Source organism: Mesorhizobium sp. KACC 23794 (genome assembly GCF_052180275.1).
Taxonomy (GTDB): Bacteria; Pseudomonadota; Alphaproteobacteria; order Rhizobiales; family Rhizobiaceae; genus Kumtagia.
The window spans coordinates 6,604,550-6,630,147 of the sequence record NZ_CP197465.1 but is presented as its reverse complement, the minus strand read 5'-3'; the positions used below and the strand labels follow the sequence as shown (position 1 = coordinate 6,630,147).

Here is a 25,598-nt window from a genome sequence, read left to right as displayed (position 1 = left end):
GATGGCTCTGATCGCTGAGGAACGCGGCGCGGCTGGCCTTTCTTGTAAGGACGCCGTCAAACAGGTCCTGTTGACGCAGACTGGGGTCGGCACGATGGCGTCGGCATCCCGCCGCCAGGTCAATGCGGCTTTGAAGCGGTTTGCCGAATTCGGATGGCTGACGACGAACTATGACGCGATCACAGTCTTGAATGCCGAAGCGTTACGGCTCTTCGGCGATGAGGTTGTCATTGAGTTAAAGCCAATTCCCGTTTCGGAGCGGTCATGTATTTTGGGTCTCTGCGCCCATAGCAGCCTGTTGCCGGATGAGATCTCACCGTAGGACCGAGGTGAGCGATTTCACGCCAGGTCGCCATGGCGGCGCTGCAGTGGTGTCTGGCCTTGCGCCTTTAGCAAGTTGCGCATCGGGCGCCTTGCGGGCTCACGACACGAGACGGTCGACGCCGGTTGACGAAGCCGGCGCGCAGCGTCAAACATCCGCCACCGCCCACGAAGGGGCGGAGCCAACAAGCAGCAAGGGCGGAAGCGCGATATGCAAAAAGCCGAAATCGGCCTGATCGGCCTTGGCGTCATGGGATCGAACCTGGCGCTCAACATCGCCGAAAAGGGCCATCGCATCGCCGTCTACAACCGGACGACGTCGCGCACCCACCAGTTCGCTGAAGAGGCCGGGCCGCTCCGCGACATGGTCGTTCCCTGTGACACGATCGAGGCGCTGGCCGAGGCGATAGAGCCGCCGCGCCCGGTGATCATCATGACCCAGGCCGGCAAGCCGGTGGACGAGCAGATCGCGCTGTTGCGCGGCGTGCTGTCGGCCAACGACATCATCATCGACGCCGGCAACGCAAATTTCCGCGACACGATGCGCCGCTTCAACGAACTCGACGGCACCGGCCTGACCTTCATCGGCATGGGCGTGTCGGGCGGCGAGGAGGGCGCGCGCCACGGCCCGTCCATCATGGCCGGGGGGACGGAGCAATCCTTCAAGCGCATCGAAGAAGTGCTGCTCGATATCTCCGCGAAATATAAGGGCGAGCCTTGTGCCGCCTGGCTCGGGCCGCACGGCGCCGGGCATTTCGTGAAAACCATCCACAACGGCATCGAATATGCCGACATGCAGATGATCGCCGAGATCTACGGGATTCTGCGTGACGGGCTTGGTTTTTCCGCGGCCGAATGCAGCGAGATCTTCAACAGCTGGAACAAGGGCCGGCTTGAATCCTACCTGATCGAGATTTCCGGCATCGTGCTCGGCGCGACCGATCTGATCACCGGCAAGCCGATGGTCGACATGATCGTCGACAAGGCCGGGCAGAAGGGCACCGGCAAATGGTCGGCGATCGAGGCGCAGAACATGGGTGTGCCGGCGACCGGCATCGAGGCGGCGGTGGCGGCGCGCAGCCTGTCCTCGTTCAAGGCACAGCGCGAGAAGGCCGAGACGATTCTGGGTCTGCCCGCCGCCGGCCAGATCAAGTCGCTGGACCGCAAGCAGCTGATCGCCGACCTGGAACTCGCGCTGCTGGCCGGCAAGATCGGCGCCTACGCGCAGGGTTTCGCCGTGATGGCGGAGGCGTCGAAGGAGTTCGGCTGGAACCTGCCGATGCCGACGATCGCGCAGATCTGGCGCGCCGGCTGCATCATCCGTTCGCAGTTTCTCGACGACATCACCTCGGCGTTCCGCGCAGCACCCGATGCCGACAATCTGGTGATCACGCCGGCCTTCGCGGCGCGGCTGAAGGAAACCGACGGAGCGCTCCGCCGCACCGTCTCGGTCGCCGCGCTCAATGGCCTGGCAGTGCCGGCGCTTGCCTCGGCGCTCGGATATTTCGACAGCTATCGGCGTGGGCGCGGCACCGCCAACCTCATCCAGGCGCAGCGCGACTTCTTCGGCGCGCACGGTTTTGACCGCGTGGACGGCGTGGACAAGCACCATGGGCCGTGGGGTAGCGGACTGGCGGATTTCTCCTGAGGTGAGCCCGTCGTCCGGGGACCGTGTTGCCGGGTGCCGATCATGGAATAGGCGCGGAAACTATCGCGCTTCCACCTTGGTCGGCGCCGTCAGGCTTTGCAGGCTCTTCGGGTCCTTGCCCTCGATCGCGCCCAGCACGGAACGGGCAAGTTCGCGGCCGGCGAAACGGACGCTCTCGGTAACGACGTAGAGCGTCGGCCGCAGCAGGTGCAGCAGCCGCGACGACTGTTTCGAGACGATGTCGACGTCCTTGCCGACGATGAGCCCGACATCCTCCACCGCCGCGACCAAGGCAAAGGTTGCCTGGCCGCTGCCCGACACGATGCCGTCGGGCCGGTTGGGACGGCTCATCAACTCGACCATGCGGGCACGGATCTCGTCGATGGAGTGATCCACCGTCGCGCCGGTGAACGGCGCCTCCGTCAGGTTGGCGTCGCCCAGGGCCTCGAGGAAACCGTCGCGCATGTGGTGGTGGTACATCAGGCGCGGGGGCGGGGCGAGCAGCGCCAGCCGCCTGCGGCCAAGGTCGGCCAGCTTCTGCACCGCGTGGACGGCGTAGGCCCGGTTGTCGAAATCGTGGAACGGGTGCTCGACGCCCATGTCGGTGCGGCCATGCGTGGCGAAGGGAAAGCCGCGCTCGGTCATGTAGCGCACCCGTGCGTCCTTGGGCTCGGTGCGCGAGATGATGATGCCGTCGGCCGACCCGGTCTCGACGACGTAGCGCACCGGCTCCATGGGATCGTTGTTGCGCGAGTAGGGCGTGACGATCAAGTGGTAGGGGGTCTGCGCCAGTTCCTCCGAAATTCCGTAGATCAGGTCGGAGACGAAGCCGCCGACCTGTTCCTCGGTGTCCAGCACGAGGCTGATGACATTGGTCTTGCCGGTGCGCAGGCGCACGCCGGCTCGGTTCGGCCGATAGCCGACCTGGCGGGCGACGAGGCGGACGCGCTTCTTGGTCTCCTCGCCGATATCGGGTGCATCCTTCAGCGCGCGCGACACCGTGGTGACGCCGAGGCCGGTCATGAAGGCGATGGTCTTCAGGGTCGGGCGCGAGGCCTCGCCCGTCCGTTCATCCGCCCGGTCCTGCCCACCCTCGCCATCCATCGAGCCCGCCTATCAGCCGTCCGGCCAAACGGCAATCGTCATGCGGCGGCAAATGCGTCGTCCGCCGATTTGCTCCGGATAAACTGAAACGTTACAGATTTCAATGAGGCACGTCTCTCCGCCGCAACTCACGACGCGATGCCATGCCTGTCGTCCGTGCGCTCGTTGGAAAACACTTGCCTGGAAGTCGTACCTTCTGGACATATGCGCAAAAAAATTGCGCATATACTGCGATGCGGGAGGTTTGCGGCAATGCAGCATAGCCCTGACTCATACGATATAATTCGGCCGTCGAAAAAAATACGCCGGTTCTGTCAGGATGGGTTGCGCTGGTCCCGCAAATCCCATATGGAAAAACTGTAACGTTTCAGTTCAGGGAGGAATGCCGAATGCGTTATGGACTTCATCGCGCCGCGCTTGCGGCCGGCGCCGCACTTTTCGCAATCGCCCCGGCCTCGGCCGCCGATCTCGAAGTCACTCACTGGTGGACTTCCGGCGGTGAAGCGGCCGCGGTCGCCGAATTCGCCAAGGCGTTCGACGCGACGGGCAATCACTGGGTCGACGGCGCGATCGCCGGCTCCGGCGGCACCGCCCGCCCGATCATGATCAGCCGCATCACCGGCGGCGACCCGATGGGCGCCACGCAGTTCAACCATGGCCGCCAGGCCGAGGAGCTCGTCCAGGCCGGCCTGATGCGCGATCTCACCGATCTCGCCACCAAGGAAGGCTGGAAGGACTTCATCAAGCCGTCGAGCCTGCTCGACAGTTGCACGCTGGACGGCAAGATCTATTGCGTGCCGGTCAACATCCATTCGCAGCAGTGGCTGTGGCTGTCCAACGCGGCTTTCGCGAAGGCCGGCGTGCCGGTGCCGAAGAACTGGGACGAATATGTCGCCGCCGCTCCGGCGCTGGAGAAGGCCGGCATCATCCCGCTGGCGATCGGCCAGCAGTCCTGGCAGACGACGCTTGCCTTCCAGGTGCTGGTGACGGCGCTGACCGGCAAAGAAGGTTATCAGAAGATTTTCGGCGACAAGGACGCCGAATTTGCCGCCGGCCCCGAAATCACGAAAGTGTTTGCGCAGGCCGACAACGCCCGCAAGATGGCCGCCAAGTCGACCGCTCAGGAATGGAACCAGGCAACCGCTATGGTCATCTCCGGCCAGGCTGGTGGCCAGATCATGGGCGACTGGGCGCAGGGCGAGTTCCAGGTGGCGGGCCAGGTTGCCGGCAAGGACTATACCTGCCTGCCGGGCCTCGGCGTCAACGACATCATCCAGACCGGCGGCGATGCTTTCTATTTCCCGCTGCTCAAGGATGAGGAAAAGTCCAAGGCGCAGGAAGTTCTGGCCTCGACCATGCTCAGCAAGCCGACGCAGGTTGCGTTCAACCTGAAGAAGGGCTCGCTGCCGGTGCGCGGCGACGTCGATCTCAACGCCGCCAACGACTGCATGAAGAAGGGCCTCGAAATCCTCGCCAAGGGCAATGTCATCCCGGCGCCGGACCAGTTGATGTCGGCCGACTCGCTGACCCGCATCAACGACCTCTTCGCCGAGTTCTTCAACACGCCGACCATGACCGTCGAGGATGCGCAGAAGCGCTTCGTCGACCTCGTCGCCGCCGCCGACTGACGCGGACATATCGGAACTGCCGTGCCAGCCCCGCGAAGGGCTGGCCGGTGGCAATCGTTTATCCGGAACAGGAAGGGCAGGCCGTGGCGCAGGAGAGGACGACGCGACCCAATCAGCTTTTCAAGAATTTGAACGCCAAGGTGGCGTCGATCCCGATGGTTCTGACGGCGGTCGTCATCTTCGTCGGCGGCACGGCCTGGACGGTCCTCTACTCCTTCACCAATTCCCGCCTGCTGCCGCGCCTGAATTTCGTCGGGCTCGACCAGTATGACCGGCTGTGGACGACGCCGCGATGGCACGTGGCGATCGAGAACATCTTCATCTACGGGGCCTGCACGCTGGTCTTCTCGCTGACGATCGGCTTCCTGCTGGCGGCGCTGCTCGACCAGAAGATCCGCTTCGAGAGCGCCTTCCGCACCATCTTCCTCTATCCATTTGCGCTGTCCTTCATCGTCACTGGCCTCGTCTGGCAGTGGATTCTCAACCCGAATTTCGGCGTGCAGCAGGTGGTGCGCAATCTCGGCTGGACCAGCTTCACCTTCGACCCGCTCTATAATCAGGACATCGTCATTTACGGCATCCTGATCGCCGGGCTGTGGCAGGGTACGGGGCTGGTCATGTGCCTGATGCTCGCCGGCCTGCGCGGCATCGACGAGGACATATGGAAGGCATCGCGGGTCGACGGCATCCCGATGTGGAAGACCTATCTGTTCATCGTCATCCCGATGATGCGGCCGGTCTTCATCACCACGCTGGTCATCATCGCCAGCGGCATCGTGCGCGTCTATGACCTGGTCGTCGCCCAGACCAGCGGCGGTCCCGGCATCTCCTCGGAAGTGCCGGCCAAATACGTCTACGATGCGATGTTCCTGTCGCAGAATCTCGGCCAGGGCTTTGCCGCCTCCTCGATGATGCTGCTCTCCGTCGTCATCGTCATCGTGCCGTGGGCCTATTTCGAATTCGGGAGGAAACGCACGCGTGTCTAATCCCGGAACCCTTGCCGCCACGGTCGCCGGCGCCACCGTCATGGCCGACAGCCTCGCCGGCCCGCACGGCCCGCGGCCGCGCAGCGCCATCTCCCCGCGCAACATCGTCATCTACGGCACGCTGATCGTCGTGGCGCTGTATTACCTGTTGCCGCTCTACGTGATGATCGTCACCTCGCTGAAGGGCATGCCGGAAATCCGCCTCGGCAACGTCTTCTCGCCGCCGATGGAAGTCACCTTCGAGCCCTGGGTGAAGGCCTGGGCGACGGCCTGCACTGGCCTGAATTGCGACGGGCTCAGCCGAGGTTTCTGGAATTCGGTGCGCATCACCGTGCCCAGCGTCGTGCTGTCGATCCTGATCGCCTCGGTCAACGGCTATGCGCTGGCCAACTGGCGCTTCAAGGGCGCCGATATCTTCTTCACCATCCTGATCGTCGGCGCCTTCATACCCTACCAGGTGATGATCTATCCGATCGTCATCATCCTGCGCGAGATGGGGCTCTACGGCACGCTGACCGGGCTGGTCATCGTCCACACGATCTTCGGCATGCCGATCCTGACGCTGCTCTTCCGCAATTATTTCGCGTCGATCCCGGAGGAACTGTTCAAGGCGGCGCGCGTCGACGGGGCCGGCTTCTGGGCGATCTATTTCAAGATCATGCTGCCGATGTCACTGCCGATCTTCGTGGTGGCGATCATCCTGCAGATCACCGGCATCTGGAACGACTTCCTGTTCGGCGTGATCTACACCAAGCCGGAGCTTTATCCGATGACCGTGCAGCTCAACAACATCGTCAACTCGACGATGGGCGTGAAGGAATACAACGTCAACATGGCCGCGACGCTGATTACCGGCCTGGTGCCGCTGATCGTCTATTTCGTTTCGGGAAAACTGTTCGTGCGCGGCATCGCCGCCGGCGCGGTCAAGGGTTGAGGGACAGCCGATGACGAGTGTTCTGGTCCGGGACGTTTCGCTCAACTTCGGCGCGGTCGAGGTGCTGAAATCGCTCAACCTCGATGTCGCCGAGGGCGAGTTCATCGTGCTGCTCGGTCCGTCCGGCTGCGGAAAATCGACGCTGCTCAACTGCGTCGCCGGCCTGCTCGACGTGTCGGCCGGGCAGATTTTCATCAACGGCAAGAACGTCACCTGGGAGGAGCCGAAGGACCGCGGCATCGGCATGGTGTTCCAGTCCTACGCGCTCTATCCGCAGATGTCGGTCGAGGGGAACCTCTCCTTCGGCCTGAAGAACGCCGGGCTGCCCAAGGACGAAATCGCCAAGCGCATCGCGCGCGCCGCCTCGATCCTGCAGATCGAACCGCTGCTTCAGCGCAAGCCGGCGGCCCTCTCCGGCGGCCAGCGCCAGCGTGTCGCCATAGGCCGCGCCCTGGTGCGCGACGTCAACGTGTTCCTGTTCGACGAGCCGCTCTCCAACCTCGACGCGAAACTGCGCTCCGAATTGCGGGTCGAGATCAAGCGGCTGCACCAGACGCTCGGCAACACGATGATCTACGTCACCCACGACCAGATCGAGGCGATGACGCTGGCCGACCGCATCGCGGTGATGCGCAACGGCCTGATCCAGCAACTCGACCGGCCGCAGGCGATCTACAGCAAGCCGGTCAATCGTTTCGTCGCCGGCTTCATCGGCTCGCCGGGCATGAATTTCCTCGACGGGCGGCTGGAGAGCCGCGACGGTAAGCCCTGGTTCGCTGCCGACGGCGTCGCCATTCCGCTCGCCACCTACGCCTTCGAGCCGGGCGGCTTCAAGCCCGGTCCCGCCGTGTTCGGTATACGGCCGGAACATGTCGGCATGAACTCCGGCGCCGACTGGCCGTTCAGCGCCAAGGCGACCGTCGAGGTGGTAGAGCCGATGGGGTCGGACACGCTGGTGTGGACGCGGCTTGGCGGTCAGAATTTCACGGTGCGGGTGACCTCGGAACGGGCCCCCGCCACCGGCGATCAGGTGGCGATCGGCTTCGACCCGCTGCGCGCCTCGATCTTCGACCAACAGAGTGGCGCGCGGCTCTGAATCATGGACGCAGCAACCCCACATACCGCGCTCGACCTGTCGGGCATCTGGCGGCTTGAAAGTGCCGACGGCGAATTCTCGGCCGACATCGCGCTGCCCGGAGACGTGCATTCGGCCCTGTTTGCGGCAGGCATCATTGCCGATCCCTATGTGGCGCGGAACGAACTCGATGTGCGCTGGGTCGCCGACCGCGACTGGCTGATGACCCGCGATTTCGACCATGTCGGGCCAGGCGGGTCCGACTGGTATCTCGACCTTGAGGGGCTGGATACGGTCGCCGAGGTGTCGCTGAACGGTGTCGCCGTCCTCTCGTCGCAAAACGCCTTCCGGCGTTATCGGCCGGACGTGACCGCCATCCTGCGGCCGGGCCGCAACACGCTGTCGATCCTGATCTGCTCGGCTACGACGGCGGCAAACGAACTGGCGGCTCGCCAGGCGTTCCCGATCCCCTACGCCGCGCAGAATTGTCCGATTCCCAATGGCAACATGCTGCGCAAGCCGGCGTGCCATTTCGGCTGGGACTGGAACCTCGCTATCGTGCCGCTCGGCGTCTACGGCCGCGTCGGGCTGAGGCCGATGCAGCGGGCCCGTGTCGAGCATGTCCAGGTCGCGCAGGACCATCTTGCGGATGGCGCGGTGGTTGTCGATGTGTCGGTGACGCTGCATGGCTCGAAGGCTGCGACCGTGCCGGTTGCCATTCGGTTTGCCGGCGAAGAAAGACATGTCGAGGTGAAGGTTGCGCCGGGCGAGAGCCGGCATGTCGAGCGCTTCACCGTCCGAGATCCAAAGCTCTGGTGGCCGGCCGGCAGCGGCGCGCAGCATCTTTATCCGCTCGAGATCGTGTGCGACGGCGAGACCGTCCGCCGCAACATCGGCCTGCGCCGCGTCGAACTGCTGACCGAACCGGACGAAGCCGGTTCGCGCTTCGCGTTCAAGGTCAACGGCCGCGAGATTTTTTGCCGGGGCGCCAACTGGATACCGGCCGACGCGCTGCCGTCGCGCGCCATGCCGGAGCTGACGCGAAAGCTGCTGCAGGCGGCGGCCGACGCCAACATGAACATGATCCGTGTCTGGGGCGGCGGCTTCTACGAGCAGGATTTCTTCTACGATCTCTGCGACGAACTCGGCCTGCTGGCCTGGCAGGACTTCATGTTCGCCTGCAATCTCTACCCGTCGACGCCGGAATTCCTGGCCGAGGTGCGCGCCGAGGTCGACTACCAGGTCCGGCGGCTGGGCTCGCATCCGTCGATCGCGCTGTGGTGCGGCGACAACGAGCTGATCGGCGCGCTCAACTGGTTCGAGGAATCACGGAAAAATCGTGACCGCTACCTGGTGAACTACGACCGCCTGAACCGCGCCATCGAGGTGGCGATGCGCGCCGCCGATCAGCAGGCGCTCTGGTGGCCGTCCAGCCCGTCGCCGGGAAAGATGTCCTTCGGCGACGCCTGGCATGACGATTCCTCCGGCGACATGCATTTCTGGAGCGTCTGGCACGAGAGCCGCGATTTCGAGCACTATCGCGACGTGAAGCCGCGCTTCTGTTCCGAATTCGGCTTCCAGTCGTTTCCGTCGCTCTCGGTGACGCGCGGTTTTATCGAGAGTGCGGACGACCTCAATGTCGTCTCGCCGGTAATGGAATGGCACCAGAAGAACGCCGGCGGCAATGCGCGCATCGCCGAGACGATGATGCGCTATTTCCGCTACCCCGAGGGGTTCGGCAATTTCATCTATCTCAGCCAGATCCAGCAGGGCGTGGCGATCCGCACAGCCGTCGAATACTGGCGCTCGCTGAAGCCGCATTGCATGGGCGCGCTCTACTGGCAGCTCAACGACACCTGGCCGGTGGCGTCGTGGTCGAGCCTCGATCATGGCGGTGGCTGGAAGGCGCTGCATTATTTCGCACGCCGCTTCTTCTCGCCGGTGGCGGTCTTCCTGATCCCGGACGAGACGAACGCCAAGGTGTCGGTCGTAGCCGTCAATGATGGCGGGGCCGAGGTCACTGTGCAGGCCGATCTGCACGCCGTCGCGGTGGATGGTACCGTCAGGTCGCTGGGTTATCTCAGCGGCAGCGCAGGTCCGGATGTTGCCGCGACCTTGGGCGAGACGCCGTTTGCGACGCTCGGCCCGGACGAGTTTCTGTTCCTGGACTGGAAGGCGTCGGATGGTTCGTCGGGACGCAGCCATTTTTCGCCCCGGCGCTACAAGACGCACCGGCTCCAGCCGCCTGGCATTGGGCTAAAGACGACATCGGACGGAAACAAAGTCCACCTGTCGCTCACGGCGGAACGGCCAGCCTTTTATGTCGCGGTGGAGGCGAAGGCCGCAGGCCGTTTCAGCGACAACGTCTTCGACATCCTGCCCGGCGAGACGGTCGAATTGACCTTCACGCCCGACGATCCGGCCGCACTTTCCGCCGTCGCCTCGGATTTCATCGTCCGCGACCTCCATTCCTCATATGCATCAAGGAGCATCTGACCATGTCCTGGTCCTTCCAACTCTACAGCGCCCGCAATTTTCAGCCCTGGGACAAGGTGCTGCAGTTCCTCGGACAGGTCGGCTACACGCAGGTCGAGGGTTTCGGCGGCGTCTATGGGGATCCCGCAGGTTTCCGCAGGGAACTCGACAAGAACGGCCTGTCGATGGCTAGCGGGCATTTTTCGATCGACCTTTTGGAGAACGATTTTGACGGCGCCGCGAGGATTGCCGAGACGCTCGGCGTCAAACTGATCGCCTGCCCATTCCTGATGCCCGATGCGCGCCCGGCTGACGCTGCCGGCTGGAGAGCTTTCGGCGAACGCCTCGGCAAGGTCGGCGCGAAAGCGAAAAAAGCCGGCTTCGATTTCGCCTGGCACAACCATGCCTTCGAATTCGAGCCACTGGCCGATGGTTCGGTGCCGCAGACGCATATCCTCGACGCCGCGCCGGATATCGGCGTGGAACTCGACGTCGCCTGGGTCATTCGCGGCAACGCCGATCCGCTGGATTGGATAAACCGCTACGCCAAGCGCATCTTGGCCGTTCATGTGAAGGACATCGCGCCAGCCGGGCAGAACACCGACGAGGACGGCTGGGCCGATGTCGGCCAGGGTACCGTCGACTGGAAGGGCCTGATCAAGGTCCTGAAGGAGAAGTCGGCGGCACAGGTCTATGTGATGGAACACGACAATCCGAGCGACTACCAGCGCTTCGCGCGCCGGTCGTTCGACGCGGTCAGTCATTTCTGAGGACAAATCGATGGCAAGCAAACTTGGAGTAGGGGTGATCGGCAGCGGTAACATATCCGCCGCCTATTTCTCGCTCGCGCCGCTCTTCCGCGGCATCAAAATGAAGGCCGCCGCCGACATCAACATGGATGCGGCCCGCGCCCGCGCCAAGGAATTCGGAGTCCGCGCCGAGACGGTCGAGGACCTGCTCAAGGCCGACGACATCGACATCATCGTCAATCTGACGATCCCGGCGGTGCATCATGCCGTGTCGAAGGAGATCCTCGACGCCGGCAAGCATGTCTATTCGGAAAAGCCCTTCGTGCTGACGCTGAAGGAGGGCCAGGACCTGAAGGCGCGCGCTGCCAAGAAGAATTTGCGCATCGGCTCGGCGCCGGACACGTTCCTCGGTGGCTCGCACCAGCTCGTCCGCAACATCATCGACACCGGCAAGGTCGGAAAAATCACCAGCGGCACCGCTTATGTGATGAGCCATGGCATGGAGCACTGGCACCCCAATCCCGACTTCTTCTTCCAGCCGGGCGCCGGCCCGGTGCTGGATGTCGGCCCGTATTACATCACCAACCTGATCCAGTTGATTGGGCCGGTGAAGCGCGTCGCTGCCATCTCGTCGACGCCGGCGCCGGAGCGCACCATCACCTCGCAGCCGCGCTTCGGCGAGAAGGTGAAGGTAGAGACGCCGACGACCATCCACGCCCTGCTCGAATTCGCGAACGGCGCGGTGATCACGCTCAACGCCAGCTGGGACGTCTGGAACCACAGCCACAAGCCGATGGAGCTTTACGGTGAGGAAGGCACGATCCATGTGCCCGATCCGAATTTCTTCGGTGGCGTCGTGACCTACACGAAGCAGTCCTCGGCGGTGAAGAAACTACCGAAATGGGAGCATCCGCTCGGCGTGCCGAACCAGAAGCATTCGCAGGGCATGATGGCCAACTACCGCACCATCGGCCTCGCCGACATGGCGGTGGCGATCGGCGAGGGTCGTCCGCATCGCTGCTCGATGGAGCTGGCGCTGCATGCGGTCGATGTCATGACGGGCATCCTGAAAGCCGGCGAGATCGGAAAATTCGTCGAGATGACGACGACCTGCGAGCGCCCGGCAGCGCTTGGGCCGAAAGAGGCGAAGGCGCTGATGGTGAAGAAGAAATAGTTTTGGGCCGATCGCGGCGGGTTATTCAACCCGTCGCGATCGGCTAGTAAGGTGCGTCCTTCGAGGCTCGCCCGCTCAGTTAGTGGACACTTTCGGCGATCGTGCGGGCTCGCACCTCAGGATGAGGACCGTCGGTGGAACTCGCTCGATTTGAGACGTCGAGGCTTGAGTTTCTTCGGCTAGGCGGTCGGAACCGGCCTTGCCGACTGATGGTTAGCGCCATTGGTCCTCATCCTGAGGTGCGAGCCCGCACCATCGGGTGAAAGTTAGCTGCAAACCCCGGCGGGCGAGCCTCGAAGGACGCACCGATCATTCTGATTGTTGAGGATTCTCCATGGCTTATTCACCCGCCGCCGACCGCTACAAATCCATGCGTTACAACCGCTGCGGAAAATCCGGCTTGAAGCTGCCGGCGATCTCGCTCGGCCTATGGCACAATTTCGGCGACGATACGCCGATGAAGGTGAAGCGCGCCATTTGCCATAAGGCGTTCGACCTCGGCATCACGCATTTCGACCTCGCCAACAATTACGGCCCGCCTCCGGGCTCCGCCGAGGTCGCCTTCGGCGAGATATTGCGCAGCGATTTTTCCGGCCTGCGCGACCAGATGATCATCTCGACCAAGGCCGGCTACGACATGTGGCCGGGTCCGTATGGTGAGTGGGGCAGCCGCAAATATGTGCTGGCCAGCCTCGACCAGAGCCTGAAGCGCATGGGCCTGGACTATGTCGACATCTTCTACTCCCATCGCTTTGACCCGGAGACGCCGCTGGAAGAGACGATGATGGCGCTGGACCACGCCGTGCGTTCCGGCAAGGCGCTCTACGCCGGCATTTCCTCCTACAATTCGCAGCGCACCCGCGAGGCAGCAGCCATCCTGCGCGAACTCGGCACGCCGCTGCTGATCCACCAGCCCAGCTATTCGATGATCAACCGCTGGGTGGAAGAAGACGGACTGCTCGACACGCTCGACGGGCTGGGCGTCGGCTCCATCGTCTTCTCGCCGCTGGCGCAAGGCATGCTGACCACCAAATACTTGGACGGCATCCCGGAAGGCAGCCGCGCCAGCCAGGGCAAGTCGCTGCGCACCTCCTTCATCAACGAGCAGACGGTAAAGAACATCAAGGCGCTGAACGGCATTGCCGATAAGCGTGGCCAGACGCTGGCGCAGATGGCGCTGGCCTGGGTGCTGCGCGGCGGCCGGGTGACGACGGCGCTGATCGGCGCCAGCCGGGCGGAACAGGTCGAGGATTGCGTCGGCGCGCTGAACAATCTGGATTTCAGCGATGCTGAACTCGCCGAGATCGATTCCTACGCGAAGGACGCCGACATCAATCTGTGGGCGACATCGGCGGAGCGCAAGGGACCGGCAAGGAAGTAAGTTTGATGATCAAGAATCCGATCCTGCCTGGCTTCAACCCCGATCCGTCGATTTGCCGGGTCGGATCGGATTATTATATCGCGACCTCGACCTTCGAATGGTATCCTGGCGTCCAGATCCATCACTCGACCGATCTGGTGAACTGGCGGCTGGTGAAGCGGCCGCTGGAGCGCGCCAGCCAGCTCGACATGCGCGGCAACCCGGATTCCGGCGGTATATGGGCGCCGTGCCTGTCTTATGCCGACGGGCTGTTCTGGCTGGTCTATACCGACGTCAAGCGGATCGACGGCAACTTCAAGGACACGCACAATTACATCGTTACTTCGCCGGCTATAGAAGGGCCGTGGTCCGATCCGGTCTATGTCAATTCGAGCGGCTTCGATCCGTCGCTTTTCCATGACGATGATGGAAAAAAGTGGTTCCTGAACATGGTGTGGAACCACGTCTCGCACGGCGTCGGCGGGCAGCCGAAACATCCGTCCTTCGCTGGCATCCTCTGCCAGCAGTATGATGCGGCGGCGCAAAAGCTGGTCGGTCCGGTCGAGAACATTTTTCTGGGCAGCGATCACGGGCTGGTCGAGGGGCCGCACCTCTTTAGGCGCGGCGGCTGGTACTATCTCACCACGGCCGAGGGCGGCACCGGCTACGACCACGCCGTCACCATGGCGCGCTCCCGTTCGCTGCACGGCCCTTACGAACTGCATCCCGACACGCATCTGATCACCTCCAAGGATGCTTCGCAGGCAGCATTGCAGCGCGCCGGCCACGGCCAGATCGTCGAGACGCCGAACGGCGAGGTTTTTCATACCCACCTCACCTCGCGACCGCTTACCGGCCTCCGGCGCTCGCCGCTGGGCCGCGAGACGGCGATCCAGAAATGCGTCTGGGGCGAAGACGGCTGGCTACGGCTGGAGCAGGGCGGCCAGGTACCGGAGGTCGAGGTGCCGGAGCCTGCCGGTGCCGTGCTGTCGGCACCTGAGCCGACGCCGCCTCGCCGCGACTTTGACGAAGCAACGCTTCCGATGGAATTCCAGTGGCTGCGCACGCCTTTTCCCGAGCGCATCTTCTCGCTCTCCGAGCGACCCGACCATCTGCGCCTGTTCGGCCGCGAATCGATCGGCAGCTTTTTCGAGCAGGCGCTGGTGGCGCGTCGACAGGAGCATTTTGCCTTCCTCGCCGAGACATCGGTCGATTTCAGGCCGACGACGTTCCAGCAGGCGGCCGGGCTGGTGCTCTATTACAACCGTCACAAGTTTCATTTCCTCGCCGTCACGCACGACCCGAAACGGGGCCGGGTGTTGATGGTAATGAACTGCCTTGGCGACTGGCCGGATGGGCGGCTGACTTTTCCGCTTGCGGAGCCTGTCCCGCTGCCCGGCGAGACGCCGGTCCGGCTTGCAGCGGCTGTCGACCACGCGCGGCTGGTCTTTTCCTACGATGCCGGCGCTGGCTGGAACACGCTGGAGCCCGAACTCGACGCCAGCATCGTCTCGGACGAAGCGGGCAGGGGCGAGCACGGCTCCTTCACCGGCGCCTTCGTCGGCATGATGGCCTTCGACACCAGCGGCGCCGGGTTGCCGGCGGATTTCGATTATTTCGAATACGCGCCGGGTTAACCGGTTCGAATGCTGAACGGAAACGGCGGGCCATCCCGCCGTCCCACGTCAAGAAAAGTCGTCGCTCAGGGCTTTGGCTTCTGCAGGGTTCCGGTACCCGTTCCGACAGTGCCGTCATTGACCGGTGCTTCCGGTGCGGCCGCCGGAGCCGGCGACTTCATTTTCTCGGCGATCCAGTCGCTGTAATTGGCCAGCCTTGTGTAGACGCCATAGGCATTCTGGTGGCCGCAGGCGGCGTTGGCATCGAACGGTCCTTCGCCCCACGAGACGACGCCGACCTGTTCCGGCCCGTTGGCGCCGATCACGAACAGCGGCCCGCCGCTGTCGCCGTTGCAGGCGTCGCGCTGGCCGGTGGTCGTGCCGGCGCAGATCATGTTAGCGGTCAGCGGGTCCTTCATATGCTTGGCGATGGCGGCCGTGCCTTCCGACACACCGTCTTCCGTATAGCGCATGCGGGCGCCGAGCTCGCGCAGCGCCACGCCGAGGTCGCGCGCATAGATCTGCTTGATGCCCTCGTTGCAGGCCGAGTTGGGTTCCAGGTCGAGTTCAGCCTGCATCAGGTCGTTCGGAAAAGTGCCGTCATCCATCATGCCCCAGCCGATGACGGTGGTCTTGCCGGTGTCGCCGGTCGGGCCAGAGGGGAGTGAGATCGGCCGCGCGCCGGCCGGCTCGGCCAGGCGCAGCAGGCCGATGTCGTTGTCCAGCGTCATCTCGCTGTAGCCGTCATTGACGATGACCTCCGTCACCTTGAAGCGCTTGCCTTCGGAGAGGTTGGTAGCTTCGGTCAAGACGGTGATGGTCTCGGCCGCCACCGGCGCGCCATGGTCGACAAGACAGTGCGCTGCGGTCAGCACCCATTGCGGCGCGATGAGGCTGCCGCCGCAGAACTGCGCATTGGGCTGCGAGGCGGGCTGGTCGTCGAGTTTTTCCGACGACAGCAGCGCCACCTGGAACGGCCAGGCCCCCTTGTCGGCCTCCTTGCCGCCGAACACGCGGTCTCCCGAATTCGGATCCTCTGCCGCCTTCCTGGCGCGGGCGTCGGGCACACGGGTCAACGGCGAAAGTTCGGGACGCGCCCCTTGCTGCTCGGCGGCCGCTGGCACGGCGAAAACAGTCGAGGCCGCGACCAGCAGCGCGGCGGCATGCGGCCTGAGCCGGATAAGAAAAGTCAAGATCATCCTCCTGAGACAGAGCTTTGCCAGGCTGCCTCGCAGCACCCAGCCCAAATCCGTAAGCCCCCCACGGGCAAAGCGGAAGAATTTTGTTGGCGGCAAAGGTGGATTAATTTGGGCGACCGAGGTGAGGCCTGCGCTGCGGCTGCTCCGTTGTTGAAAGCAAGCGGAAAAGCGGCTTTTTCGCGCCGAAAACAATCTTTTACCTCCACCACGATCTAGACAACATTCGTCGTATTTGTTCCAGTCCTCTAGGGCTTAGGGAGACTTTTGGAAATGAAACGACAGGCAACGACATTCGTAGTGACCGCGCTTCTCTCGACGGCGCTTTGGGCGGCACCGTCCTTCGCGCAGCAGGCGGGCGGCGCGAGCGAGGGCGACGGCGGGTCGCCACGCGACGTGCAGACCGAGGAGTTCAAGTTCGGCCGCGCCAAGCCGATCGCTCCGCCCAAGATCGAGTCAGGCGAGGAAAGCCGCGCCGCGCCGACCGACGAGAAGACGGCGGTCGATTCCCTCACCGTGTTTTCAAGGTCGCGCGACGGCAAGGAAAGCCGCACCGCGGCGAGCGACGCCGTAAAGGCGAAGGTGCTGGAACTGCTCAACGCACCGGCGGTGCCTGAAAAGGCTGACGGCACAAAGGCGCAGATGGGTCCGGACCCCGCACTGGGCGACGAGTCCAGTCGCCAGGTCTTCGGCACGGACGACCGCGTGCAGATCACCAACACCAAGACCTATCCGTTCAGCGCCATCGGCTACATCGAGGGCAAGGCGAAAGCCGGCTATGGAAGTTGCTCCGGCACGCTGATCGGCCCGCGCACCGTGCTCACCGCTGCGCACTGCCTCTACAGCAATGACGACAAGGCCTGGCTGGACGAGATTATCTTCGTGCCCGGGCTCAACGGCCCCGACGACGCTCCTTTCGGCGCCTACCAGTATGAGACCTTGAGCATCCTGGAAGGTTTCCAGACCAACTACCAGGGCTTCTACGGCTCTGTGATCCAGTGGGATCTCGGCATCATCACGCTGGCGCAGCCGATCGGCGACAATGTCGGCTGGTTCGGGTATTCGAACTACGACAATCTCGGCGACTTCGACGCCAATATCGTCGGCTATCCCGGCGACAAGCCGGGCGGCACGATGTGGCGCGCCACCTGCGGCGTGCTGGCCGAGAATGTCGGCGACATCAACTTCTTCTACGACTGCGACACCTATCCGGGGTCGAGCGGCAGTTCGGTCTATGCTTACGACAACAGCTCGAAGCAACGCATCGTCGTCGGCGTGAATATTGCCGAGAGCCCGGACGCCAATACCGCCGTTCGGCTTAACCCTGCCTATATCGAGTGGATCAACGGTCTCTGGAAGTAAGCTTTCCGCGATCGTATCCGGCAACGCGCCGCACGGCGGATGCCGGGATGCTGCAAAAAGCCGGCGGGAAACAATCCTCGCCGGCTTTTTCTTGTCCTTTTCGTGGAGATGGCTAGTGTTCGCGGCGGGGCTTTTACGCGGGAACGGGCGAAGGCAGGGGCATGAAAGCGTGGAGTTTCGGCGGCTCGGCCGCCTTGCTGGGCATGCTGGTGACAGTGGCGCAGGCTGGAGACTATCTTCGACCCTCGCCATCGGCGGGCTGGTCGGAGCGTGTGCAGATCGTCTACCAGGCCGCCACCCGCTCGGTTGAGCGCCGCAAGGTGCGGGTGTGGAATCCCAATCCCGAGAAGAACCTCGATTTCGTCTGGGAGCCCGCGCCCGGCCAGCCCGGCGACGGCATCGCCGCCGACGGGACGGTCAGCGGCAAGGGCCGTCTGGTATGGCGGGTCAGGGGGTCCGCCAGTTACGATCCGAAATCGGTGTTCAGCACCTATGCCGGCGACCTGAAGGACGGACGTCCGGACGGCGAAGGCCGGCTCGAAATCCGCTCCGGCGAGGTAGTGGACGGTCACTGGACGAGGGGCGAGGCCGACGGCCAGGCCGTCTGGATCGACGAGGCCGGGAACCGCTACGAGGGCGCCTTCAGCCATGGCAGACCGAACGGCCAGGGCCGATATCTCGGCGTCAATGGCGAGATTTTCACCGGCGTCTTCGCCGACGGCGAACGGCATGGCGACGGCGAGACCCGGCTTGCCGGCGGCACCACCTATCGCTCCACCTGGGATCATGGCCGCGAGGTCGGCGGCAACCGCCCCGACGCGCTCGCCGATGCGATGGTCGGCGGACTGCTCAAGGCGCAGGCCGGCGGCGGCGATGCAGGCAAGGTCGAGATCGGCGTATCGATCGAGGAGCGCATGAACCAGCAGGCGCAGATGCGCTACCAGCATCTCGTGCGCGACGACGACATCGCAATCTATCCGCTCTCCGACGACCTCAACAAACTGTGGAACGGCGGCCAGATCTACAGCGGCTCGTGGATGCTGGACGGCGTCAACTGGGATGAATCGCCGGCCTTCGTCGAGGTCGGCGTCGGCACCACCGACGGCTCGCGCGTCAAGCTGGGCAAACTGGAACTCCGGGTCGGCGGCGGCGACATCTATCGCAAGCCGATGCTCACCTTGCAGGAGAGCATCGGCTGCGTCGGCTTCCGACCCACCTTCGCGCTGGTCAATCACGGCTGGGGCGGCGTGCGCGACGCAAAAATCACGCTGCAATTCACCGGCGAGGCCGAGGACAGCCCGATGAGCCGGCCGTTCGAGATGCCGGTGGACAATTTTGAGGACGGCGCCGACATCTCCATCCGCGGCCTGCTCGACCAGGCCGGCGTAGACACCGCTAAGCTCGAGCAGAACCGCTATTCCTGCCAGTCCAGGGAAAGCCTGAATGTCTGCCGCAGCCAGGTGTTCAACGATGTCGGCTTCGGCGAGATCGCGGATTTCGTCGGCGGCGAGGACAAACTCTTCACCACCGTTGCCGGCAAGCTCGACTACAAATGGACCGACGACTACGGCAACGTCTATCCGCAAAGCGAGACTTTCCGCGCCTCGATATCGCTGGCCGTGATCGAAGCGCCGCAAGAACTGGCCGAATGCGGCGACGGCTTCGACGGCTCGCCCGAGGCGATGCGCTACCAGGACATCGAACTGCCGACCGGCAAGCGCGACTATGTCGTCGCCATGCCGGTGCGCGGCAACAAGAACATCTCCAGCTACAAGGCGCGGCTGAAGCTGCATTCCAGGGAATCGTCCTTCCACCAGATGCGAGTCGCCGCGACCTTCGCCGACGGCAGCACGCGCGAGAGCAAGACGATCAGCCTGTTCTATTTCAACCCGCGCCCGGTGACGTTCGAGAGCAAATCACGCCCGGCCGCCTGCTATCTCAAGGAACTGGTCGGCGGCTGCTGACCTGCCAACCTTTACGGCCTCTGGGTCAGCGCTTAGCCATGTCGAAGAAATTCGGCAGCGGGATCAGCCGCGCGAAGAACGTTCCCTGGGGAAAAATCCTGACTTCCAGCATGGCGCCGCTGGAGCGCTGCGCATTCTGGTCGAACAGGAAATTGCCGAGCGAATAGAGCATCAGCGTGTCGCCGCCGCCCAGCGTCTCCAGCCTGTCGCAGGCGACATGCGGATGCGCGCCGACAATCAGCGAGGCCGAGCGCAGCCGCATCTCGTCCGCAAGCATTGTTTCACGCTCCGAAGCCTCGGTGATGTACTCCCGTCCCCAATGCACGAAAGCCACCGTCGGGCGGTCGGCCTGCGGCCGCACCAGCCGGTCGAGAAGGGCGGGCGTCAGCAGGTCGACCTGCCGAGAGGCATTGGTGTCGAGGTCGCTGAGCCCGACGATGTCGAGCCCGCCGAGCGCCAGCGTCTCGCCCTGTCCGAATGCCGGAATGCCGGCCGACTTCAGCGCCCGCAGCGTTTCCGCATAGCCGGACGCGCCAAGGTCCATCGCATGGTTGTTGGCGAGCCCGACGCCATGCACGTTCAGCTTTCTCAACCAGTCGAGCGTCAGGTCCTCCGGCATGGCGAGCGTCATGTTATCGATCGCCTGCGGCACGTTGGGTAGCACGACGCCTTCGAGGTTGACCACCAGCGGCCGCCCCTTGGTGATCGACCATATGGACGAGGCGATGCGCTCGGCCGCTCCCTCCTCGATCAGCGCGGTCTTCATCGCCCGGCCGAAATTCGTATCGCCGGCGAGATAGACGGTTCTGTCCGAAGGACGAGGGGCATTGTTGAAGCTGGCATCGAACCGGCCGAACAAGGCAACCATGTAACTCGTCGTCTCGGCGACATAATCCGGCGAATAGGCCTGGCTGCTCTCATTGGCGATAACCAGTGGCCGGGCCGAGAACAACGCCTTCTGCAACTTCGTCTGGATGTAGAGCGCGCCGACCGAATCCGCATGCTGCGGCTGGCGGAGTGCGGCGATCTCGTCGGGCGAACCGGCAGCCAGCACGTTCAGCGTCTGCTGGTCGAACTTTCGCGCTTCATGCTGCGGCAGGTAATGCGAGAAATCGGTCGACTCGACCACCAGCGTATCCGCATCGACGATCTTTTCCAGCGCATCTGCCAAAAGGTCCCAGTCGGAGCGGTTGGAGCGGATCGAGATCGCCACCGGCACGATCGCTGCCTCCGGAAAATAATGCCGGATGAACGGCAGCATCGCCTGAACGCCATGCTCGTCGCCGAACAGGCAGGAGTCCTCGACATCGGCCTGACGCAGCAGCGTCCTTGCCGCAGCATCGTCGACCGAGACAGGCCCGAACACCGTTTCAAATCCCCGCGTTGCGGTGGCGAACGGCTTTTCGCTGGCTCGAAAATGGTCGGGCGACAGGATGACGATCCGCTTGTAGCGCACACCCGACGCCGCCTTGAAGCCAAGCGCCACCAGTTCGTCGGCCAGCAGATGGTGCGGCACGACGATGCCCGTCAATCGTTCATTTGCGGGCTGATAGTCGTTCACCTTGGCGATTGCAGTGTCGAACAGAGCGCGGTCTTCGTAAAAATTCGGGAAGTTCCGGTTGCCTGGCGGGCAGGCGGGTTTTGCGTCGGCCGCGAACGGGACGGACAGCAGGATCACCAGCCAGGCGATCAAGGGGCTGAGGAGGCTTCGAAGCGTCATCCGTGCAGAGGCCGCTCGCCCGATGCAGGTCTCACGGCCCCGCGACCAGCATGTTGTCGACGCCGCCAGCGTAATAATACGGTTTCTGCTTGGCGCCGGTGAGCGTCACGATCTGGCGTGAGATATAGTCCGCAAGGCCGAACAGGGTCACACCGTCCTTCGACGTCTTCGCCTCGCCGTTCAGCCCGGCCAGCACCGAATAGGTGAAGACGCCATGGCCGAGGTCGTTCATCTCAAGCGCGGTATTGTTGGCGGCCGTCGCCGAGAACACGACGATGCGCGCATCCGCCGCGTCCTTCTCGATGCGCGGATTGAAGGCGTTGGCGGCGTGGCAGGTGTCCATCAGCAGGAAGCGCACGCCCGCCGACCGCTCCAGCGCCTTCTGGATGTCGGCCCAGTCGACCAGCGACGAGCGTTTCCAGCGCTCCGCATCCTGCCGCCGTCCGTCGGTCGGGATGAAATAATAGTCCTCGTCGATGTTGATGCCATGGCCGGCGACGAACAGCATCGTCGTGTCGTCCGGCCCCGGCTTGTCCAGAAAATCCTCGATCTGGTCGCCGATCGTGTCGGAATCCGGTTCCAGCACCTGGTCGGCGCCGCCCGCCAGCCGGTCGACGGCTCCGGCGCGGTCAGGTGTTTCGTCCAGCGCGTCGCGGTTGAGCAGCACCAGCGATTCCATGCCCGAATAGAGCGGCGCGGTTTTCGCGGAAAGCACGCGCAGGAATTCCGCCGCGTCGTCCACCGGGTAGCGCAGGTCGCAGGAACGGCCGTTGCAGGCGTCGGGCAGGAACGGATACTTCTCGACGCCGATGACGATGGCGTAGAGTTTTCCCTTGCGGGCGACGGTCTTCTTCTTGCCCAGCGCCACCACGCTGCGTTCGGTCAGGTAGCCGAATTCATTGGTGCCGGTGATGCGGATGGCGTTCTCGCCTTCCTCGACGGGAATCTCGACGATGGCATGGTCGCCGTCGCCGATGACCGAGCGCGCGGTAAAATCGCCGACGCTGCGGCTGTTGGAAAGAATGGCGAAATCGGCGACGTCGGCTCCCGCCTGTTTCGCGCCGGTGATCTCGACGGCGACGAACCCCTCACGTACTCCGGACTGGTCGGCGGCGAGGCGGACATCGAACTCCGGCGGTTTGCGCTCCAGCAGGCGCTTCAACTCGTTGTCCATGCCTGGCCGCATCTCGGCGACGGCCTGGCGCGCGCTGCGCAGGATGATGGCGCGGCGCACCATTTCCGGACTCCAAAGGTAACGCTTCAACTGCTCGGCGCGCACGAAGCGCCCTTCCCTATCGCGCCCCTGGTTGACCTGCCAGCCGATCAGCTTGTCGCCGTCGTCGGACGAATAATAAAAACCCTGCGGCATCCAGACGACCCATTCCTTGCCGGCAAAGAACATCGAGGCGATCAGTTCGCGCGTCTTCAGGTTCCACAGCCGGATCGTCTGGTCGTCGCTGCCGGTAACGAGCAGGTTCGCTTTTTCTGAGGCGGCGATTGCGTGGATCGCACCCGTGTGGCCGCCAGTGAATTCGCCGGCAACGCGGCCCGTCGCCGAGAAATATTCGAGCAGCGTGCCGTCATTGCCGCCGGTGATCAGCCGCAGTCCGCGATCGATCAGCGTGAAGGCGCCATGCAGGGAACCGTTGGTGCCGTCGTTGACGATCGTCCGGCTGGGGCCGCCGGAATGCCCGATCTCCAGCGCTGCGTTTTCGAGGCCGTCATCGCCGCCCTTGACCGCGTTCAGCGACCACGCGCCGTCGGCATGGGTTGCCCGTCCGTAGCCGGCTTCGTTCCCCTCCACGGCCTCCGGCGGCTGGAAGAAGCGGTCGGCGGTCGGCAGTTGCACCCGGTGCTGCAACTGCCCCATGGTCTCGGGACAGGCGATGCGGTCCGGGCAAGGGTCGGCATTGCCCCAGGCGATCTCGCCGCCGTCGGCCGAGATTCCGACCGCCATGACCGGCAGTCCGGCGCCCTGCATCGTCTTCGCTGCTTCGCCGGTCGCCGGGTTCCAGACATGGATGGCGTTGGCGGTGCCGCCGGCAGTGGCGATCATCGCCCCGTCCGGCGTGACGGCACTGGCCGAAACCGTGCCGTCATGCCCGGCATAGGTCAGCGTCGGCGCGGTATCCCCGATCTTCCACACCAGCGTGCGGTATTTGTCGCCGCAGCGATAGCCGCAGGAGATTATGAGACGGTCGCCAGCGAAAGCCAGAGAGCCGACGAAGAAATCGAGCTTTGGCAACATCGCGTCCAACCCGCCATCCGCCGCCCGCCATAACTGGACGACGCCTTCCGCATTGGCGGTTGCGAAACGGGCGCCGTCGGCCGAAACCGCGAGACCGTTGACACTGCTGTCTCGCAGATTTTCGGACTCCGGCGCAAGCGCCATCTCCGTGCCGCTGGAGAGGTCCCAAAGCCGGATGCCGTTGTCGGTCGTCGTCGCGGCAAGCCGAGATCCGCCATTTGCAAAGACGATGCGCTGGATATGCAGCGAATCGGCGTCGAGCTTCGTGTCGGCCGTCCATCCTGTCGCGGCGGCATCGTCCTTGCGCCAGAGATAGACGAAGCCGTCCTGCCCGCCCGCCGCCAGCCTGGTCCCGTCCGGCGAGAAGGCAACGGCATAGACGGCAAGCTCGTCGCCGGGCAGCACAGCCTTCATGCGTCCCGTTGCAAGATCGAACAGCCGCAGATCACCATAGGGCGGGTCGGCGCCCAGCCCCTTGCCGAAATAGCCCCCGGCCGCGATGGTCTTGCCATCCGGCGAGACGGCGACGGCGAACACCTTGCCATCGTGCCCGTCGCCGAGATAGCCGCGGATGGTGCGCAGCGTCACGCCGCTGCGCCAGTCCCAGACGCGGATGGTCTTGTCGTCGGACACGGAGATAAGCTGCTCGCCGTCCGGCGTGAAGGCCATGTCCTTTACCGTGCCCCGATGCCCGCCGGCGTCTAGATCGAGCCGGAAGTCCGGGCCGGTGTCCTCGGCGCCCATCGCCGTCAACGCCGGGCCGCAGGCCAGCGCGACGACGACCGCCAGAAGACGCCAGCACGGAGCCGTCCGAATCCGAATGAGGCGCAATGAAAGGCGCGGGTTGCGCAAGGGCATGATGAGGGTCTCGGTCAATTCGTGGATGCCGGCGGCTCCTGGCCGCGCCTGACATACTGCTCGATGGGCGCTGCAAGCGTCGGCGAACGGCTCTTGCGTTCGGCCATTATGAACCCGGCAAAATAAGCCCAGAAGGAGTCGGCGTAGTCGCGGAAATAGGCGTCCGCCACCGATGTCGAGCAGAGATCGGTTTCGACGCAGGAGGCGACGCGGTTGAGCAGATAGACCGTGCGGTCGAAATCCTCGCGGAATTTCGGCAGCGGCGTGTCGCCACCCTCGGGCGTCATCGCGATCATGCCGAGCCGCTCCTGGAAATAGGCGCGCTGCTGTGGCGACGGATCGGCTCCGAGATCCTGCTGGTAGCGGGTGTTCAGCGCTTCCAGCCGAGTCCGCAGCGAACGCTGCGCATCCTGGTATTCCTGCTTTTCCCACAGTTCCGCCAGCGCCAATGTGCGCTCGACCCGCTTCTCGTCGCGAGCCACCATGAACTGGTAGACCGAAAATATGGCGCCGAACACCAGGATGACCCGCAGCACAAAACCCGACCAGGCGTAGCCGAGCATTCGCCAGTCGCGCTCGGTGAACGGATTGCTCTCTTTCTTGACTTCGTGGTTGCTCACCCAGGGAAAGCCCTCGGTCGTCTCCGGCAGTTTCACGGGCCTCGCCGCCGCCGATGCGCCGGCGGCGGCAGCCGTCTGTCCGGGCGGGAGCGGCGCTTCGCTCATCCGCAGCTTTCCAGCTCGATCTTCGCCGACGGATCGAGCTCGACAGCGGGGTCTTCCAGCTTCCTCTTCAGGCAGGCGAGTTGTGTGCGCGACAGCATGAATCTCAGCGACGGTTCGATCACCGGTTCGCCGGCACCGGCGGCCGGGCCAGCAAGCGCCTCGACCACGCCGCGCGACTGAGGGCAGGCGGACAGGTCGATGAGGATAGCGGCGTTGCTGCCTTGGGCCAGTTGGTCGTACTGGTCGAGGAAACAGTCGGCCAGTTCCTGGGTGGTGACGATCTCCTTGTCGCAGGTGCCGCAGGCCTCGTCGGCCAGCGCCGTGCCGGCGAGGAACAGGCCGAACGCGCATACGCCGGCCGCCGCCAGATTTTCGAAGTGACCGAAGACGCGCATGAAAGGTATCCTTCTTCCCACTGCGTGAACCCTATTGTGACCAACCCGCCGGTATCCGCA

General features: G+C 64.0%; 19 protein-coding genes. 13 read left to right on the top strand and 6 right to left on the bottom strand.

Features of this window, described 5'->3' with window-relative positions; translation table 11 throughout:
• Nucleotide 1: 1 nt before the first annotated feature.
• Both ACSBOB_RS32050 and gndA read left to right on the top strand, forming a co-directional pair.
• On the top strand, nucleotides 2-322 hold the full coding sequence (locus ACSBOB_RS32050) for a helix-turn-helix domain-containing protein (protein ID WP_442580053.1): 321 nt from the start codon (nucleotides 2-4) through the stop codon (nucleotides 320-322).
• Between the two features lie 210 nt (nucleotides 323-532).
• Nucleotides 533-1,969, top strand: coding sequence for an NADP-dependent phosphogluconate dehydrogenase (gene gndA / locus ACSBOB_RS32045; protein ID WP_442580052.1), 1,437 nt, complete (start codon nucleotides 533-535; stop codon nucleotides 1,967-1,969).
• Between the two features lie 60 nt (nucleotides 1,970-2,029).
• Here the strand turns inward: gndA and ACSBOB_RS32040 are convergent, their stop codons facing one another.
• Nucleotides 2,030-3,073, bottom strand: a complete 1,044-nt coding sequence (locus ACSBOB_RS32040; protein ID WP_442580051.1) for a LacI family transcriptional regulator — start codon at nucleotides 3,071-3,073, stop codon at nucleotides 2,030-2,032.
• A gap of 389 nt (nucleotides 3,074-3,462) precedes the next feature.
• Here ACSBOB_RS32040 and ACSBOB_RS32035 point away from each other — a divergent pair, with 389 nt between their 5' ends.
• From ACSBOB_RS32035 to ACSBOB_RS31995, 9 genes are all read left to right on the top strand, one after another.
• On the top strand, nucleotides 3,463-4,701 hold the full coding sequence (locus ACSBOB_RS32035) for an ABC transporter substrate-binding protein (protein WP_442580050.1): 1,239 nt from the start codon (nucleotides 3,463-3,465) through the stop codon (nucleotides 4,699-4,701).
• 47 nt (nucleotides 4,702-4,748) lie between these two features.
• Nucleotides 4,749-5,687 carry a carbohydrate ABC transporter permease gene (locus tag ACSBOB_RS32030; RefSeq protein WP_442580049.1) on the top strand — a complete coding sequence of 313 codons (939 nt, stop codon included), beginning with the start codon at nucleotides 4,749-4,751 and terminating at the stop codon, nucleotides 5,685-5,687.
• Nucleotides 5,680-6,621 carry a carbohydrate ABC transporter permease gene (locus ACSBOB_RS32025; RefSeq protein WP_442580048.1) on the top strand — a complete coding sequence of 314 codons (942 nt, stop codon included), beginning with the start codon at nucleotides 5,680-5,682 and terminating at the stop codon, nucleotides 6,619-6,621. The genes ACSBOB_RS32030 and ACSBOB_RS32025 overlap by 8 nt, the downstream gene beginning before the upstream one ends.
• Before the next feature lie 10 nt (nucleotides 6,622-6,631).
• The gene (locus ACSBOB_RS32020) at nucleotides 6,632-7,717 is read left to right on the top strand and encodes an ABC transporter ATP-binding protein (RefSeq protein WP_442580047.1); all 1,086 of its coding nucleotides are present in this window, start codon (nucleotides 6,632-6,634) and stop codon (nucleotides 7,715-7,717) included.
• A gap of 3 nt (nucleotides 7,718-7,720) precedes the next feature.
• Entirely contained in the window at nucleotides 7,721-10,192 is a 2,472-nt protein-coding gene (locus ACSBOB_RS32015; RefSeq protein ID WP_442580046.1) for a beta-mannosidase, read from the top strand.
• Between the two features lie 2 nt (nucleotides 10,193-10,194).
• Nucleotides 10,195-10,941 carry a sugar phosphate isomerase/epimerase family protein gene (locus ACSBOB_RS32010; protein ID WP_442580045.1) on the top strand — a complete coding sequence of 249 codons (747 nt, stop codon included), beginning with the start codon at nucleotides 10,195-10,197 and terminating at the stop codon, nucleotides 10,939-10,941.
• A gap of 10 nt (nucleotides 10,942-10,951) precedes the next feature.
• On the top strand, nucleotides 10,952-12,094 hold the full coding sequence (locus tag ACSBOB_RS32005) for a Gfo/Idh/MocA family protein (RefSeq protein WP_442580044.1): 1,143 nt from the start codon (nucleotides 10,952-10,954) through the stop codon (nucleotides 12,092-12,094).
• A 334-nt stretch (nucleotides 12,095-12,428) separates the two neighbouring features.
• A complete protein-coding gene (mgrA, locus tag ACSBOB_RS32000) occupies nucleotides 12,429-13,475 on the top strand; it encodes an L-glyceraldehyde 3-phosphate reductase (RefSeq protein WP_442580043.1) in 1,047 nt (348 codons plus the stop codon).
• A gap of 5 nt (nucleotides 13,476-13,480) precedes the next feature.
• Nucleotides 13,481-15,091: a glycoside hydrolase family 43 protein gene (locus ACSBOB_RS31995; protein WP_442580042.1), complete on the top strand. Its 1,611-nt coding sequence runs from the start codon at nucleotides 13,481-13,483 to the stop codon at nucleotides 15,089-15,091.
• 65 nt (nucleotides 15,092-15,156) lie between these two features.
• Here the strand turns inward: ACSBOB_RS31995 and ACSBOB_RS31990 are convergent, their stop codons facing one another.
• Nucleotides 15,157-16,263, bottom strand: coding sequence for a serine protease (locus ACSBOB_RS31990; protein WP_442580041.1), 1,107 nt, complete (start codon nucleotides 16,261-16,263; stop codon nucleotides 15,157-15,159).
• A gap of 276 nt (nucleotides 16,264-16,539) precedes the next feature.
• Here ACSBOB_RS31990 and ACSBOB_RS31985 point away from each other — a divergent pair, with 276 nt between their 5' ends.
• Nucleotides 16,540-17,628 (top strand): trypsin-like serine peptidase, encoded by a 1,089-nt coding sequence (locus ACSBOB_RS31985; RefSeq protein ID WP_442580040.1) that lies wholly within the window; start codon nucleotides 16,540-16,542, stop codon nucleotides 17,626-17,628.
• 161 nt (nucleotides 17,629-17,789) lie between these two features.
• Nucleotides 17,790-19,592, top strand: coding sequence for an MORN repeat-containing protein (locus tag ACSBOB_RS31980; RefSeq protein ID WP_442580039.1), 1,803 nt, complete (start codon nucleotides 17,790-17,792; stop codon nucleotides 19,590-19,592).
• A gap of 25 nt (nucleotides 19,593-19,617) precedes the next feature.
• Here the strand turns inward: ACSBOB_RS31980 and amrB are convergent, their stop codons facing one another.
• From amrB to ACSBOB_RS31960, 4 genes are read right to left on the bottom strand one after another with little or no spacing between them, the layout of a single operon-like run.
• On the bottom strand, nucleotides 19,618-21,312 hold the full coding sequence (gene amrB, locus ACSBOB_RS31975; protein WP_442580038.1) for an AmmeMemoRadiSam system protein B: 1,695 nt from the start codon (nucleotides 21,310-21,312) through the stop codon (nucleotides 19,618-19,620).
• 31 nt (nucleotides 21,313-21,343) lie between these two features.
• Entirely contained in the window at nucleotides 21,344-24,436 is a 3,093-nt protein-coding gene (locus ACSBOB_RS31970) for a caspase family protein (RefSeq protein WP_442580037.1), read from the bottom strand.
• On the bottom strand, nucleotides 24,433-25,143 hold the full coding sequence (locus ACSBOB_RS31965) for a DUF4760 domain-containing protein (RefSeq protein ID WP_442580036.1): 711 nt from the start codon (nucleotides 25,141-25,143) through the stop codon (nucleotides 24,433-24,435). The genes ACSBOB_RS31970 and ACSBOB_RS31965 overlap by 4 nt, the downstream gene beginning before the upstream one ends.
• Complete coding sequence (locus ACSBOB_RS31960) at nucleotides 25,140-25,538, bottom strand: hypothetical protein (RefSeq protein ID WP_442580035.1); 399 nt, start codon at nucleotides 25,536-25,538, stop codon at nucleotides 25,140-25,142. The genes ACSBOB_RS31965 and ACSBOB_RS31960 overlap by 4 nt, the downstream gene beginning before the upstream one ends.
• Between the last annotated feature and the right edge of the window lie 60 nt (nucleotides 25,539-25,598).